Annotated in this window: 11 protein-coding genes; 7 read left to right on the top strand and 4 right to left on the bottom strand. The window is 69.5% G+C overall.

Features of this window, described 5'->3' with window-relative positions:
- Positions 1-4 precede the first annotated feature (4 nt).
- The 3 genes from ACL9RL_RS14585 to ACL9RL_RS14575 are packed head-to-tail and all read left to right on the top strand — an operon-like array spanning position 5 to position 3569.
- Positions 5-982 (top strand): ABC transporter permease, encoded by a 978-nt coding sequence (locus ACL9RL_RS14585; protein ID WP_422780998.1) that lies wholly within the window; start codon positions 5-7, stop codon positions 980-982.
- Complete coding sequence (locus ACL9RL_RS14580) at positions 979-1839, top strand: ABC transporter permease (RefSeq protein WP_422780997.1); 861 nt, start codon at positions 979-981, stop codon at positions 1837-1839. Before ACL9RL_RS14585 ends, ACL9RL_RS14580 begins: the two co-directional genes overlap by 4 nt.
- The gene (locus ACL9RL_RS14575) at positions 1839-3569 is read left to right on the top strand and encodes a dipeptide ABC transporter ATP-binding protein (RefSeq protein ID WP_422780996.1); all 1731 of its coding nucleotides are present in this window, start codon (positions 1839-1841) and stop codon (positions 3567-3569) included. The genes ACL9RL_RS14580 and ACL9RL_RS14575 overlap by 1 nt, the downstream gene beginning before the upstream one ends.
- On the opposite strand, the gene ACL9RL_RS14570 is transcribed toward ACL9RL_RS14575, so the two are convergent.
- Complete coding sequence (locus ACL9RL_RS14570) at positions 3556-5769, bottom strand: acyltransferase family protein (RefSeq protein WP_422780995.1); 2214 nt, start codon at positions 5767-5769, stop codon at positions 3556-3558. The two genes, ACL9RL_RS14575 and ACL9RL_RS14570, sit on opposite strands and share 14 nt — an antisense overlap.
- Positions 5770-5881: 112 nt before the next feature.
- Between ACL9RL_RS14570 and valS the strand changes: the two genes are divergently transcribed.
- Genes valS through ACL9RL_RS14555 form a run of 3 tightly spaced genes read left to right on the top strand, consistent with a single transcriptional unit; the run spans position 5882 to position 9176 of the window.
- Complete coding sequence (gene valS / locus ACL9RL_RS14565; protein ID WP_422780994.1) at positions 5882-8473, top strand: valine--tRNA ligase; 2592 nt, start codon at positions 5882-5884, stop codon at positions 8471-8473.
- Positions 8470-8916, top strand: a complete 447-nt coding sequence (locus ACL9RL_RS14560; protein ID WP_422780993.1) for a GNAT family N-acetyltransferase — start codon at positions 8470-8472, stop codon at positions 8914-8916. The genes valS and ACL9RL_RS14560 overlap by 4 nt, the downstream gene beginning before the upstream one ends.
- Complete coding sequence (locus ACL9RL_RS14555; RefSeq protein WP_422781178.1) at positions 8916-9176, top strand: hypothetical protein; 261 nt, start codon at positions 8916-8918, stop codon at positions 9174-9176. The genes ACL9RL_RS14560 and ACL9RL_RS14555 overlap by 1 nt, the downstream gene beginning before the upstream one ends.
- Before the next feature lie 40 nt (positions 9177-9216).
- Here ACL9RL_RS14555 and ACL9RL_RS14550 read toward each other — a convergent pair whose 3' ends face one another.
- Positions 9217-10023 carry a methyltransferase domain-containing protein gene (locus tag ACL9RL_RS14550; protein WP_422780992.1) on the bottom strand — a complete coding sequence of 269 codons (807 nt, stop codon included), beginning with the start codon at positions 10021-10023 and terminating at the stop codon, positions 9217-9219.
- Positions 10024-10162: 139 nt separating this feature from the next.
- Here ACL9RL_RS14550 and ACL9RL_RS14545 point away from each other — a divergent pair, with 139 nt between their 5' ends.
- Positions 10163-12202, top strand: coding sequence for a M3 family metallopeptidase (locus tag ACL9RL_RS14545; RefSeq protein WP_422780991.1), 2040 nt, complete (start codon positions 10163-10165; stop codon positions 12200-12202).
- Here the strand turns inward: ACL9RL_RS14545 and ACL9RL_RS14540 are convergent.
- Both ACL9RL_RS14540 and clpX read right to left on the bottom strand, forming a co-directional pair.
- Positions 12159-13154, bottom strand: coding sequence for a hypothetical protein (locus ACL9RL_RS14540; RefSeq protein ID WP_422780990.1), 996 nt, complete (start codon positions 13152-13154; stop codon positions 12159-12161). The two genes, ACL9RL_RS14545 and ACL9RL_RS14540, sit on opposite strands and share 44 nt — an antisense overlap.
- 215 nt (positions 13155-13369) lie before the next feature.
- Positions 13370-14647 (bottom strand): ATP-dependent Clp protease ATP-binding subunit ClpX, encoded by a 1278-nt coding sequence (gene clpX, locus ACL9RL_RS14535; RefSeq protein WP_422780989.1) that lies wholly within the window; start codon positions 14645-14647, stop codon positions 13370-13372.
- Positions 14648-14731 lie beyond the last annotated feature (84 nt).

Below are 14731 nucleotides of genomic sequence, written 5' to 3'. Positions count from 1 at the left end.
TCGGGTGACGTCACACCGGGGCACGCTGCGGGCGCACCCCTCGATCCTGCCGAGGATCGGGGTGCGCCTGTTCGGCGCGGTCGTTGTGCTCTGGGCGGTCGCCACCGTCACCTTCTTCGCCCTGCGCCTCATCCCCGGTGATCCGGCGCAGGCGATCCTCGGTGGGCCGGGATCGGAGGCGTCCCAGGAGGCGCTCGACCGGGTGCGGGAGCAGTACGGCCTCGACCAGCCGCTCCTCGTGCAGTACCTGCAGCAGCTCGGCCGTCTCGCCACCGGGGATCTCGGGGTCTCCTACGCGCAGCGGACCCCTGTCGCCGAACTGCTCGGGGAGCAGCTCGGGAACACGCTCGTCCTCGCGGCCTGCTCCCTGCTGCTCGCCTGGCTGCTCGCGCTCGTCCTGGTGGTCTGGTCGTCTCGTGGGGGCCGGATCGCGGCGTCCGTCGGGAACGGCATCGGCCTCCTCGCGGCCGCGCTGCCCCACTTCTGGCTCGCAACCGTCCTCATCTCGCTCTTCAGCACCTGGCTCGGCTGGTTGCCGCCGGTGAGCACCGGCGACGCGAGCGGACTCGTCCTGCCGGTCCTCACGCTCGCCATCCCGGTGGCCGGGTTCCTCGCGCAGGTGATGAGCGAGTCGCTCCTCGATGCGCTGTCGTCGCCGTTCGCCCTGTCGGCACGCGCTCGGGGCGAGAGCCGCCGGGGCGTGGTGTTCCGCCATGCGTTGCGGCATGCGGCCGTCCCGGCGATCAACCTGTCGGGCTGGGCGTTCGGCTACCTGATCAGCGGGGCCGTCGTCGTCGAGACGATCTTCGCCCGCCCCGGCCTCGGACGGACCCTGCTCGCCGCGGTCACGGTCCGAGACGTCCCGGTCGTGACCGGTGTTGTGCTGTTCTCGGCGCTGATCTACATCGTGGTCACCCTCATCGCCGATGCTGCGGCAGCGCTCGTCGACCCGCGGGACCGCGTCAGGGAGGACGCACGATGAGCGGACTCGCGATCAGCCGGTCCACGCCGGCGCCGGGTGGGCTCGCACGGCGGTCCCGTAGGTTCCCGGTCGCCGAGGTCGTCTCGGCGGTCATCGTGGCGTTCCTGCTCGCTGCGGCCATCTTCCCCGGGCTCCTCGCAACTGCAGATCCGACGCAGATCGCCCCGGCCGACGCATTCCAGCCGCCGTCGACCGCGCACTGGTTCGGTACAGACGAGTCGGGCCGGGACGTCTACAGCCGGGTGGTCTTCGGGACGGCGACGTCGCTGCTCATCGGACTGGCCGCGACCGCCATCGGGCTCGTCGCCGGAGCCGCGCTCGCCACCATCGCCGCCGTCGGCGGACGATTCGTCGATTTCACCGTCGGACGGGTGCTCGAAGTCCTCTTCGCGTTCCCCGGCCTCCTGCTCGCACTGCTCGTCATTGTGATCGCGGGCCCAGGGCCGGTCACCGCGACGATCGCCGTCGGCGTCTCGACCGCCCCTGGCTACGCACGCCTGATCCGCGGCCAGCTGCTCACCGTGCGATCGGCGGAGTACGTCGAAGCGGCCAGGGTCCTCGGGCACGGTCCGTGGCGCATCCTCACCAGGCACGTGCTCCCGAACGCCGTCGCGCCGCTCTTCGTCCTGGCGACCCTCGGCATCGGTCAGGCCGTCGTGTGGGCCTCTGCGCTCAGCTACCTTGGGCTCGGCGCACAACCGCCGGCGCCGGAATGGGGTGCGATGCTCGCAGCGGCCCGGACGTACCTCGCCACCGCCTGGTGGATGACGTTCTTCCCCGGTGCGATGACCGTCCTCACGACCCTGGCGACCACCGTGCTCGGGCGGGGCATGCAGCGTCGGACGAGGGAGTCGTGATGACCCGGAACATCGCCGCCCCCGCCACGTCGAACCGGAGCAGGGCACAACAGCCGGACGAGCCGCTCCTGGACGTCCACGGACTCACCGTGTCGTTCGGCGGCGCCGCCGTCGTCTCAGGACTCGACCTCGCGATCCGAGCGGGCGAGTGCGTCGCGATCGTCGGCGAGTCCGGCTCAGGCAAGAGCGTCACCGCGAGGTCGCTCCTCGGCCTGGCCGGCGACGGCGCGAGCGTCACGGCGACGGGCATGCGCTTCCGCGGCGCCGAGCTGACCGGACTCACCGAGACGCAGTGGCGACGAATCCGCGGTGCCGGCATCGGGCTGATCCTGCAGGACGCGCTCGTGTCGCTCGATCCGCTGCGCAGCATCGGCCAGGAGATCGACGACGCCCTGCGCATCGGCACCTCGCTCAGCCGCTCGGAACGCGCTGCAGCGGTCATCGACCTCCTCGAACGGGTCGGCATGCCAGACCCGGCCGGCCGGGTCCGATCGCGGTCGGGCGAGCTGTCCGGCGGCCTGCGTCAACGGGCGCTCATCGCCGCCGCCATCGCACTCGATCCGCCGCTGGTCATCGCCGACGAACCGACGACGGCACTCGACGTGACCGTCCAGGCCCGCATCCTCGATCTCCTGGCGACGCTCCGCGACCGCGGGACGGGCCTCCTGCTGATCAGCCACGACCTCGCGGTGGTCAGCGCGATCGCCGACCGGGTCGTCGTGATGCGGAACGGAGCCGTCGTCGAGACCGGCACGGTGCGCGATGTCCTACAACACCCCCGGCACGAGTACACGCGCGCGCTCATCGCGGCCGTGCCGACGGATCGCCCGCGCGGAAGCCGCCTGGTCGTCGAGTCGTCCCCGGAGGACGAACCGACGACGGCGACGGCGCCGGGACGAACGGAACCGCGCCAGGCCGCACCGCACCGGGCCACACCGCGGCAGTCGGTCTCTCCCGCATCGCCCGAGCCGATCCTCGACGTCCGCCACGTCTCGAAGTCGTTCGCCAGACGCGGCGAGCGCACACGGCTCGTCGCGGTGAGCGATGCCTCCGTGACCGTTGGCGCCGGCACGACCCTCGGCGTCGTCGGAGAATCCGGGTCGGGCAAGACCACGCTCGCCCGGATGGTGCTCGGGCTCACCAGCCCCGATGAGGGCGGCATCGTGTTCGACGGTCTGGACTGGACCGGCATGCACGAGCGGGAGCGCCGTGCGCACCGCCGCCGCATTGGCGCGGTCTACCAGGACAGTCTGAGCTCCTTCGATCCGCGGTGGCGCGTCGGCGACATCCTCCGTGACGCGCTGTCCGTCGCGCCGAGGGAGGGACGGGCGAGCGTCGAGGAGCTGCTCGACGCGGTCGCACTCCACTCCGACGTCCAGTCCGCCCGCCCGCGGACCCTGTCCGGCGGTCAGCGCCAGCGGGTCGCCATCGCGCGGGCACTCGCACCTCGGCCTGAGCTGCTTGTGCTCGACGAACCGGTCTCGGCACTCGACGTGACCGTGCAGGCCCGCGTCTTGGATCTCCTGGACGAGCTGCAGGCGGACCGGGGGCTCACCTATCTCTTCGTCTCCCACGATCTGGGCGTCGTGCGTCACATGAGCGACCGCGTCATCGTTATGCGGCATGGACGGATCGTGGAGGCCGGCGACGCCGAGGCGGTGTTCACCGATCCGAGCGACCCGTACACGGCGGCCCTGGCCGCCGACGCGCCACGCCTCATCGTGCGCTGAGGATCGCGTCCAGCCGGTTCGCGAGCGTCGGCGCGGTCGTGGCCGCGTACACCCAGGTGAGGTGGTGGCTGTCGCGATAGACGAGCACACCGCCGACGACCGGTGCGCAGGTTGCGGCGGCGCAGAACAGGTCGCTCAGGTCGAGCGGGGTCACACGATCGGTTCCGATGACCGGTTTCCCAGGTGCGACAGCAGTCGCCTTCGTCGCCCGCAGCGCCGCGTCGAACTGCGGGTCGTCCTCGAGCGCCGCTCGGCGCGCACGCGCGCAGTCCGCAGCAGGATGCGCGGCGTCGCGGACGCACGCGAGCGTCGAATCCGTCATGCGCGGCGTGTCTCGGAGCACCACGATGTGTCGCACCGACGACGGCACCTGCGCCCAACGGTCGAGGTACGCACCCTCGGCCGTCTGCCGCCACGTCTCCCCTGGCCCAGGGACCACCGGATTCCGCCCGCGCGCCGCGACCAGGACGGTCGTGATCTCCCGGTGCGCCGCGAGGTATCGCATCGTCTCGTCGTTCCACCGGCGGCAGCTGTCGTTCATCGTGGACTGCACGGCGGCCGACATCCCGGGCTCCGTGCGGACCGCGTCGCTGAACGGGCAGGAGCTCTTGGTCATCACGATCACACGCCAGCGCTCCGCAGTTGCAACCGCCGACATCGCCGGCAGCCATTGCTCGGCGTGGGAGTCGCCGACGAGCGCGACGGTCCTGACGGCGTCCTTCTGCGCCGCCCCGTACGCGCAGACGTCGAACGAGTCGTCTCGTGTGCCGGCGATGCAGCGCTCCGGCGGGTCGTCGGCGAGCGAGGGGTCCGGAACCGACGATGCTCCCGCCGGGGAATCGGGATCGCTCGTGGCGCACGCCGCTTCGGCGAGCGCCGCGGCGCCGAAGCAGGCCGGTGGATCGGCGATGACCGCTGTCAGCTCGTCCTGCGCCTGGATCACCCGACTGCCTGCGACCGGGAGGCCTGCGACGGTCACGGCCACCACCACGAGCATCGCGGCCCCTGCTGCCGCGAGCGCCCGGGCGGGCGATATCCGGGAGAGCGCACCGAACCTGATCGGCCGCTCGATCCACCTCGTCGTCACGGCGGCGAGCACACCCGTGGCCACGAGCATCCCGAGCTGCTGGAGGAGCGTGGCGTCCCGGCCGAGCGCGAAGCCGCCGAGGACGATGATCGGCCAGTGCCAGAGGTACACGGCGTAGGACTGGTCGCCCAGCATCCGCACGGGTCCAAGACCGAAGATCCGGTCTGGTGACACATGACCCGTGGGACCGGCCGCCCAGATGACGAGCAGCGTTCCGACGACGGGCAGCGCTGCCGTCCATCCGGGGAACGGGGTCGACGCCGAATAGGCCGCAGCGGATGCGACGATCGCCGCGACACCGATCCATGCCGCCCAGACGCGCACCCCGTTCGGCGCCTTCGTGCGTCCGGCCGTCCCGGCTGCGACGACCGCGAGCAGCCCGCCGGCTCCGAACTCCCAGGTCCGCGTCGTCGTCGCGAAGTAGGCGGGAGCAGCATCGGCGGCCGTGTACACGACCGACCAGACGAGCGACGCCAGCACCACGGCGCCGAGCAGTGCACCGACGACGACGCGGAGCGGGGCGCCGCGTCGCCTCGCGATCCACACGCCCGCGAGCAGCACAACCGGCCAGAGCAGATAGAACTGCTCCTCGACCGACAACGACCAGAAGTGCTGCACAGGCGAGGCAGACGCCTCGGCCGCGAGGTAGTCGACTGCGGAGCCCGCGAGCACCCAGTTCTCCACGTACAGCGTGGACGCCAGGACCTCGTGCAGGAAGCGGTCGACGTACCCGACCGGCGCGAACGCCCAGACGCCCACGACGGTCGCCACGAGCACTGTGAGCGCAGCCGGCAGCAATCGTCTGGCGCGCCGCGCCCAGAACCGGCCGAGACGGATGCCGCCAGTGCGCTCGGCCTCGCGCAGCAGATGCGCCGTGATGAGGAACCCGGACAGCACGAAGAAGACGTCGACGCCGACATACCCGCCAGGCAGGACCCTCGGCCAGAGGTGGAAGACCACCACGAGCGTGACCGCGAGCGCACGCAGGCCCTGAATATCCGTGCGGACGCCGTCGGCGCCGCGATCTACCGCGGCGAGCGATGCACCGGCAGCAGCACCGGTGACAGCACCAGCGGCACCAGCGGCACCAGCACCAGCGGCGGACGAGGACATGCGCCGATGCTACCGGCGGAAGCCACCCTCAACCCTTGGGATAGACTCTGAACGACCCCCACACACTCAGGCACGTACACACGGTGCCGCCAATATCGAGCTGGAGACCGCCATGACCGCTGCCAACATCCCCGAGAAGCCCGCCCTCGAGGGCCTCGAGCAGAAGTGGGGCACCAGCTGGGAGTCCCAGGGCACGTACCGCTTCGAGCGTGAGGGTGCCACGAAGGAGTGCATCTACTCGATCGACACCCCGCCGCCCACCGCGTCCGGGTCGCTGCACATCGGGCACGTGTTCAGCTATACCCACACCGATGTCATCGCCCGCTTCCAGCGGATGACCGGCAAGCGCGTCTTCTACCCGATGGGTTGGGACGACAACGGCCTCCCCACCGAGCGACGCGTCCAGAACTACTACGGCGTCCGCTGCGACCCGAGCCTCCCCTACACGCCGGACTTCGTCCCGCCGTTCGAGGGTGGAGACAACAAGAGCACCAAGGCCGCAGACCAGCAGCCCATCTCCCGTCGCAACTTCATCGAGCTGTGCGAGCGCCTCACGGTCGAGGACGAGAAGCAGTTCGAGGCGGTCTGGCGTGCGCTCGGCCTCTCGGTCGACTGGACGCAGAGCTACCGCACGATCGGCGAGGAGGCGCTCTTCACGAGCCAGCTCGCGTTCCTGCGCAACATCGAACGCGGTGAGGCCTACCAGGCCATGGCGCCGACGCTGTGGGACGTCACCTTCCGCACCGCCGTCGCCCAGGCCGAACTCGAGGACAAGGACCAGCCCGGCGCGTACCACCGCCTGTCGTTCCACAAAGCGGACGGCGGGACGATCGAGATCGAGACGACCCGCCCCGAGCTGCTGCCGGCCTGTGTCGCCCTCGTCGCGCACCCCGACGACGAGCGCTTCACCGACCTCTTCGGCACCACGGTGACGACGCCGGTGTTCGGCGTCGAGGTCCCGATCCTCGCCCACCACCTGGCACAGCCGGACAAGGGTGCAGGCATCGCGATGATCTGCACCTTCGGCGACCTGACCGACGTCGTCTGGTGGCGTGAACTGGATCTCCCGAACCGCGCGATCATGGGCTTCGACGGCCGCATCATCTCCGAGGCGCCTGAGGCGATCACCTCCGAGGCCGGCCGTGAGGCGTACACGAAGCTCGCCGGAAAGACCGTGTTCAGCGCCAAGCAGGCCGTCGTCGAGCTCCTCACGGAGTCCGGCGACCTCATCGGCGCCCCGAAGCCCATCACCCACCCGGTGAAGTTCTTCGAGAAGGGCGACAAGCCGCTCGAGATCGTGTCCACGCGTCAGTGGTACATCAAGAACGGCGCCCGCGACGAGGTGCTCCGGTCCCGACTGCTGGAGCTCGGTTCAGAGCTCGAATGGCACCCCGACTTCATGCGCGTGCGCTACGAGAACTGGGTCGGCGGCCTGAGCGGCGACTGGCTCATCTCCCGCCAGCGCTTCTTCGGTGTGCCCATCCCGCTGTGGTACCCGCTCGACGCCGACGGCAACCCGGTCTTCGACCAGCCGATCGTCCCCGCGCGCGAGTCGCTGCCCGTCGACCCGTCGAGCGACACCGCTCCCGGCTACGACGAGTCCCAGCGCGGCGTCGCAGGCGGCTTCCAGGGCGAAGTCGATGTGATGGACACGTGGGCCACCTCCAGCCTGACGCCGCAGCTCGCCGGCGGTTGGGAGCGCGACCCTGAACTCTGGGACCTCGTGTTCCCGTACTCGCTGCGCCCGCAGGGCCAGGACATCATCCGCACGTGGCTCTTCTCCACGATGCTCCGCTCCGTGCTGGAGTACAACGAGAAGCCATGGGCGCACGCAGCCCTGTCCGGATTCATCGTGGACCCCGACCGCAAGAAGATGTCCAAGTCGAAGGGCAACGTCGTGACCCCGGCGGACATGCTCGAACAGCACGGCTCCGACGCCGTCCGCTACTGGGCCGCCTCGAGCCGCCTGGGCACCGACGCGGCCTTCGACCCGCAGAACCCGACGCAGATCAAGATCGGCCGCCGCCTGGCCATCAAGATCCTCAACGCCTCGAAGTTCATCCTCGGCTTCGCAGCGACCGAGGACGCCCAGGTGACCGAGCCGCTCGACCTGAGCATGCTCGAGACCCTGCGCCAGACCGTCGCAGACGCGACCGCTGCGCTCGAGTCCTACGACCACGCACGCGCCCTCGAGACCGCAGAGGCGTTCTTCTGGACCTTCTGCGACGACTACCTCGAACTCGTCAAGGAGCGCGCCTACGCAGACGTCTCCCCCGAGCAGGCATCGGCCGTCGCAGCACTGCGCACCGCCCTCACGACCCTTTTGCGCCTGTTCGCGCCGTTCGTGCCGTTCGCGACGGAGGAGGCCTGGTCGTGGTTCAACGAGCAGTCGATCCACCTCGTGTCCTGGCCGACCGAGGCCGAGCTCGCCGGCACCGCAGGCGGAGACCCGCGTCTGCTTCGTCTCGCGAGTGAAGCACTCACGGGCATCCGTCGCGCCAAGACCGACGCCAAGGCGTCGCAGAAGACCCCGGTCCAGTCCGCGGTCATCGCCGGCCCGGCGGAAGACACCGTCCTGCTGGAGTCCGCCGCTGCCGACCTGCGCGCCGTCGGCCGCATCGAGTCCCTCGAATTCACGACTGGTGAAGCGTTGGCGGTGACGGGTATCGTGTTCGCACCCGTCGAGAGTGAGGAACGCGCATGAGCGTCACCATCCGTCCAGTGACCGAGGGCGATTTGTTCGCCTGGCACGCCCTGTCGACCGGGTACGGCGAGTTCTACTCCGTCGCCATGACGGATGAGAAGGCTGTCCGCGTGTGGGGTTGGCTGAACGACGCCGAGCACCCGTTGCAGGCGATCGTGGCGGAGAACGAGGCCGGCGAGCTCGTCGGTCTCGCGCACTACCGCGTGTTCCCCCGCCCCCTCGCCGGCAACACCGGCCTGTACCTCGACGACCTCTACGTGTCCCCGGACGCCCGCAAGCAGGGCGTCGGCGAGGCGCTCATCGCTCAACTGCGCACGATCGCGCAGGAGGGCGGCCACAGCGTGGTCCGGTGGATCACGGCGAGCGACAACGACGAGGCGCAGCGCCTGTACGACCGGGTCGCGACGCGCACCTCGTGGGTCACCTACGATCTGGAGCCGTGATGCAGCTGGGGACGCGATGGGCGGTCGGCTCGCCGGCTCCTGAAACGCTGCCGGCGGCAGTGGCGGATGCGGTTTCGGCCGAGGAGGCGGTGCTCGCGACGCTGGAGGCCGACACGTCGAACTGGCGTTGGACGCTCACGTGGCTGGAGCGTCGCCCGATCGTGGAGCTCGACGACGGCACCCGCATCGTCCTCGGCGCCGACGGCAGTGTGTCGCTGTCACGCCCGGACGACGAGCCGACGGACGACGCCGAGCACTGATCGGGCTGGTGGCCGGATCCCCACCCGGCGCGGGGTTGAACTACACGATGGCGATGATCTCGCCGTGCGGGACAGCGAACCAGCCGTGCTCGTCGGCGACCCACTGCTCCCAGGCGGACCCGATCACATCGAGGTCCTCCGACGTCGCGATGCCGGTCTCCAGCGCCTGCGTGGCGAAGCTCGAACTCCTGGCCCGCTCTGCCCAGGCGCCTCCCCACCACTCGCGGTCCGTCTCGTCGGTGAAGCACCACACGCTCGCCGTGCTGACGACGTCCGTGAGTCCGGCTTCGAGCGCCCACGCCTTGAGTCTGCTGCCGGCGTCGGGCTCGCCGCCGTTCGCCCGCGAGAGCTCCTGGTAGACGTCCATCCACCTGGTGAGCCCGGGCTGCAGCGGATACCAGACGGCGCCGCCGTAGATGACGTCGCGGAGCGCGATCACCCCGCCGGGCTTGACCACACGATGCAGTTCCCGGATGACCGCCACGGGGTCCGCGAGGTGTTGGAGCAGTTGGTGGGCGTGGGCGACGTCGACACTGTCGTCCGGGAGGTCGAGCGCGTACGCGTCCCCCGTCCGGTAGGCGACGTTGACGACGCCGGCGTCCGCCGCGAGCTTCGTGGCGTGGTCGACGACGTCCGCTGACGCATCGACGCCGATGACGTCGCCCGGTGCCACGATTCGCGCGAGGTCGAGGGTGATCGTCCCCGGACCGCTGCCGAGGTCGAGGACCCGCTGCCCCGGTCGCAGGTGCGGCAGCAGGTGGGCCGCCGAGTTCTCGACCGTACGCCAGCTGTGCGTCCGGAGGACGCTGGGGTGATGACCGAGGGTGTACCGCTCACGCTGCTGCATACCGGACACGATACGCATCCGATGCGCGGCGCCGTCCCGTGTGACGACGGGGCCGGATTCGACCCCGGGATTCGCCGCTTTCGTCACATGCGCCCCGCGCACCCCCGCCCCGTGCAAGCACGACGCGTAGGGTATCGATATGGCAGACATCGCAAATCCGTTCCTCTCCCCCAGTCCGCTCCCGTATCAGCTGCCGCCGTTCGGCGAGATCACCGACGATCACTACCGGCCGGCGTTCGAGGAGGGATTCCGTGAACAGCTCGCCGAAGTCACGGCCATCACCGCACAACCCGATGCGCCGACGTTCGCGAACACCTTCATCCCGTTGGAGCGGAGCGGGGCGACGCTGCAGCGGGTCGCGGCCGTGTTCTTCAATCGCAGTTCGGCCGACAGTTCTGCGTTCACCAACGAGCTGGAGGAGGAGATCGCGCCGCTGCTCGCCGCTCACGAGGACGCCATCAGGCTCGACGCCGAGCTCTACTGGCGCGTCTCGGCCGTGCACGCGGAGTTGGACCGGCTGGACCTCGACCCGGAGTCCAGGTACCTCGTGGAGCGTTACCACACCGAGTTCACCCTCGCCGGCGCCGGCCTCGAACCGGCGCAGAAGGAGCAGCTGAAGGCGATCAACCAGCGGCTGTCCTCGCTCACGACCCGGTTCGAGAAGAACCTGCTCGCCGACACGAACGAACTCGCGGTCCTCGTCGACGACGTCGCACGCCTCGACGGACTCGGACAGGGCGAGATCTCGGCGGCGGCAGAAGCCGCCCGTGAGCGCGATCTCGACGGCTACCTCATCACCCTCGTCCTGCCGACCGGGCACCCGTACCTCTCTGACCTGACCGATCGTGCGCTGCGCGAGGAGATCATGACGGCCTCACGCAGCCGTGGCATCCGCGGCGGTGAGCACGACAACCGTGCGCTCGTCCTGGAGATCACCGCACTCCGCGCAGCACGTGCCGCGCTGCTCGGCTTCCCCTCACACGCCGCCTTCGTCACTGCCGACGAGACGGCCGGCACACCGGAACGCGTCGCAGACCTGCTGGAACGCCTCGCACCACCCGCTGCCCGGAACGCCGCGGTGGAACAGGCCGCGCTCGAACGGGCGCTCGGCGGGGAGCACCCGATCGAGGCCTGGGACTGGGCGTACGCCACCGAGCGTGTGCGGGTGGAGCGATTCGATGTGGACACCGCGTCGATGCGACCCTACTTCTCGGCGGAGCAGGTCCTCATCCAGGGCGTGTTCCATGCGGCGACGCTGCTGTACGGCATCACCTTCACCGAGCGCGACGATCTGCAGGGGTATCACCCGGACGTCCGGGTGTTCGAGGTGCACAACGAGGACGGTTCGCCGCTCGGGCTGTACCTGCTCGACCTGTACACCCGTGATTCGAAGCGCGGCGGCGCGTGGATGAACTCCCTCGTCTCGCAGAACACCCTGCTCGGTCAGCCGACGATCGTCGTCAACAACCTCAACATCCCGAAGCCGGCAGCGGGCGAGCCCACGCTCCTGACCTACGACGAGGTGAACACGTTCTTCCACGAGTTCGGGCACGCACTGCACGGCCTCTTCGCCACGGTCACCTACCCAAAGCTCGCCGGGACGAACGTGTTCCGCGACTTCGTGGAGTTCCCGAGCCAGGTGAACGAGATGTGGATGTTGTGGCCGGAGGTCCTCGGGAACTACGCCAAGCACCATGTCACTGGTGAGCCCATGCCGGAGGAACTCGTCGCGAAGCTGCGCGCATCGGAGGGGTTCAACGAGGGGTTCGCGACGAGCGAGTATCTCGGCGCGGCCCTGCTCGATCAGGCGTGGCACCGCATCGGGACGGCTGACGACGTGACGGACGTCGCGGCGTTCGAAGCGCAGGCCCTCGCGGCGGTCGGGCTCGACAACCCGGCCATTCCGCCCCGGTACTCGAGCACCTACTTCGCGCACACCTTCTCCGGCGGGTACGACGCCGGTTACTACTCCTACATCTGGAGCGAGGTGCTGGACGCAGACACGGTCGACTGGTTCACCGAGAACGGCGGCCTCACGCGAGCCAACGGCGACCGGTTCCGCGCTCGGCTGCTCGGTGTCGGCGGGTCCAAGGATCCGTTGGAGGCGTTCCGCGACTTCCGCGGGCGTGATGCCGCTATCGAGCCGCTGCTTCGCCGCCGGGGCCTCTGGGCGGACTGACCTCGTCGAGATGGGCGGTGATCGCGTACTCCGCGACCCGCTCCCTCGTTGTGTCGGCTTCGAGGGCGACGCTCGTCAGTCGGGCGTCGTCCTCCGCCGTGAGCACGATGGTGATGGTGCGGGCGTGTCCGCCTGCAACCGGATCGGTTCCGGGCACCGTCGCGAATGCTGTGCCTGTGGTGCCTGTGGTGCCTGCGGCGTCCGCGCCGTGGATGGGTGCCTGGGCGTCGCCACCGTCGGGTGAGTCGCCCGCTGCGTCGCGCAGGAACAGTGCCAGCACCGGAACGACGATCGTGCCGAGCGCATCGATGATGACGAAGACGCCGAACACCCGCCAGTAGTCGGCCGCAGCCGATCCGGGGACGTCGCCGTTGGTCAGGATCGGCAGGGTCACGAAGACGGCGACGATCACGATCACGACGATCGTGACGCCCAGGCCGATCCGGATGCTCCTGCGCCTCCTCCCCGCGAGCAGGAGGAGCAGACTCACCTGCGCGATCGACACCGCCCACACACCGGCGATCGCGAACCAGCGGAGCGCGTCCGACCAGAACGGGTCGCTCCAGTCCCGCCAGATCAGCACCACGCCGAGCACGAGCGCGATGCCGGAGACGACGAGCCCGACCGCCGAGACGATCCGGAGCGACCGGCCGGCGATCGCGAGGTCGCAGAGCGCCGTGATGCTGAACCCGGCGACCAGCAGCGCGGTCAGGAGCACCCGCCCCTGGACCTCGCCGAATCCGCCGGTGACGAGCACGAGGATGCCGACGAGCGCGGTGAGCGACAGTGAGACGATGATCGCGATCACCGCGATCCGACGCACTCCGGACACGAGCGCGGAGCGTCGACCGGGTTGCGGAGGAGCGCCGGACACGACCGGCTGGGCTCCCCTGGGACTGCCGGAACCGCCGCTCGACAGGGTCGGCTGGTTCTGTGCGGTGTTGGACGTCATCGTCGACTCCTTCGGCTGCTCGACCTGCGACGCCCACGGCGCGCTCTGCGCACATCGCGTCGGCACGGCAACCATAACCCGGTTGCGCCCGGACCTGGGCGCTTCCGCGGGCGATCCGTCACCCCAAGTCGGGGTGCACGCCGTTCCGCTCGGCTGCCGGACCGGCAGCCGACGTTGCCGCCGACCCGTCCATCCGGACGGTTCAGCGGGCCGCGCTACGCCGTCTTGTCGTGTCGGCGGATGTCGCGCGGGACGATCGTCGGCGCCGCGTTCTCCACAACGGATTCCCGCGTGACGACCACACGAGCGACCTCGTCCGTGGACGGGACCTCGAACATGATGGGTCCGAGGACCTCCTCCATGATGGCCCGAAGACCACGGGCGCCCGTCTTGCGGAGCACCGCGAGGTCTGCGATGGCTTCGAGGGCCGCCTGATCGAACTCCAGCTCCACGCCGTCCAGCTCGAACATGCGCTGGTACTGCTTGACGAGCGCGTTCTTGGGGACCGTGAGGATCTCCATAAGCGCGTGCTGGTCGAGCGGCGTGACCGTCGTGACGACCGGCAGACGACCGATGAACTCCGGGATGAGCCCGAACTTGTGCAGGTCCTCCGGCAGCACCTCGCCGAAGAGGTTCACATCGTCGCCCTTGCTGTGCAGCGGGGCGCCGAAGCCGATGCCCTTCTTGCCGGCCCTGGAGGAGATGATCTCCTCGAGTCCTGCGAAGGCGCCGGCCACGATGAACAGCACGTTCGTCGTGTCGATCTGGATGAACTCCTGGTGCGGGTGCTTCCGCCCGCCCTGCGGCGGAACGGAGGCGACCGTCCCCTCGAGGATCTTCAGGAGCGCCTGCTGCACGCCCTCACCGGAGACGTCCCTCGTGATGGACGGGTTCTCCGCCTTGCGGGCGATCTTGTCGACCTCGTCGATGTAGATGATGCCGGTCTCGGCCCGCTTGACGTCGTAGTCGGCGGCCTGGATGAGCTTCAGGAGGATGTTCTCGACGTCCTCGCCCACGTAGCCGGCCTCGGTCAGGGCTGTTGCGTCCGCAACGGCGAATGGCACGTTGAGGCGCTTGGCGAGCGTCTGGGCGAGATAGGTCTTGCCGCAACCGGTCGGACCGATGAGCAGGATGTTGCTCTTCGCGATCTCGATGTCGTCGTGAACGGTCTCGGCGGCCGCGAGCGTTCCACGGGCGCGGACGCGCTTGTAGTGGTTGTAGACGGCGACGGACAGTGCGCGCTTTGCGCCTTCCTGTCCGATGACGTACTCCTCCAGGAAGGCGAAGATCTCCTTCGGCTTCGGGAGTTCGAACTCGCTCACCGTCTCTTCGCTCGCCTCGGCGAGGCGCTCGGCGATGATTTCGTTGCACAACTCGACGCATTCGTCGCAGATGTACACGCCAGGGCCCGCGATGAGCTGCTGAACCTGCTTCTGGCTCTTCCCGCAGAAGGAGCATTTCAGCAGGTCGGCGCTTTCGCCTATCCGTGCCATGGTGTCTCTCTCTCGTCCTCGACCATCGGTGTTCCGAGCCTAGCCTGTCCCTCCGACGAAGCGGCGCACCTCCCCTGGCCGGGG

It is taken from the genome of Plantibacter sp. Mn2098 (assembly GCF_049319745.1).
In the GTDB taxonomy this organism is placed as follows: domain Bacteria; phylum Actinomycetota; class Actinomycetes; order Actinomycetales; family Microbacteriaceae; genus Plantibacter.
Note: the sequence above shows the minus strand (reverse complement) of the source record. Positions and strands in the feature narration are given on the sequence as shown.

Bases quoted from the DNA above. Each gene is read 5' to 3' on its own strand.
- ACL9RL_RS14580 (WP_422780997.1), top strand. From the start codon at position 979: ATGAGCGGACTCGCGATCAGCCGGTCCACGCCGGCGCCGGGTGGGCTC.
- ACL9RL_RS14575 (WP_422780996.1), top strand. From the start codon at position 1,839: ATGACCCGGAACATCGCCGCCCCCGCCACGTCGAACCGGAGCAGGGCA.
- ACL9RL_RS14570 (WP_422780995.1), bottom strand. From the start codon at position 5,769: ATGTCCTCGTCCGCCGCTGGTGCTGGTGCCGCTGGTGCCGCTGGTGCT.
- valS (WP_422780994.1), top strand. From the start codon at position 5,882: ATGACCGCTGCCAACATCCCCGAGAAGCCCGCCCTCGAGGGCCTCGAG.
- ACL9RL_RS14560 (WP_422780993.1), top strand. From the start codon at position 8,470: ATGAGCGTCACCATCCGTCCAGTGACCGAGGGCGATTTGTTCGCCTGG.
- ACL9RL_RS14555 (WP_422781178.1), top strand. From the start codon at position 8,916: ATGCAGCTGGGGACGCGATGGGCGGTCGGCTCGCCGGCTCCTGAAACG.
- ACL9RL_RS14550 (WP_422780992.1), bottom strand. From the start codon at position 10,023: ATGCAGCAGCGTGAGCGGTACACCCTCGGTCATCACCCCAGCGTCCTC.
- ACL9RL_RS14545 (WP_422780991.1), top strand. From the start codon at position 10,163: ATGGCAGACATCGCAAATCCGTTCCTCTCCCCCAGTCCGCTCCCGTAT.
- ACL9RL_RS14540 (WP_422780990.1), bottom strand. From the start codon at position 13,154: ATGACGTCCAACACCGCACAGAACCAGCCGACCCTGTCGAGCGGCGGT.
- clpX (WP_422780989.1), bottom strand. From the start codon at position 14,647: ATGGCACGGATAGGCGAAAGCGCCGACCTGCTGAAATGCTCCTTCTGC.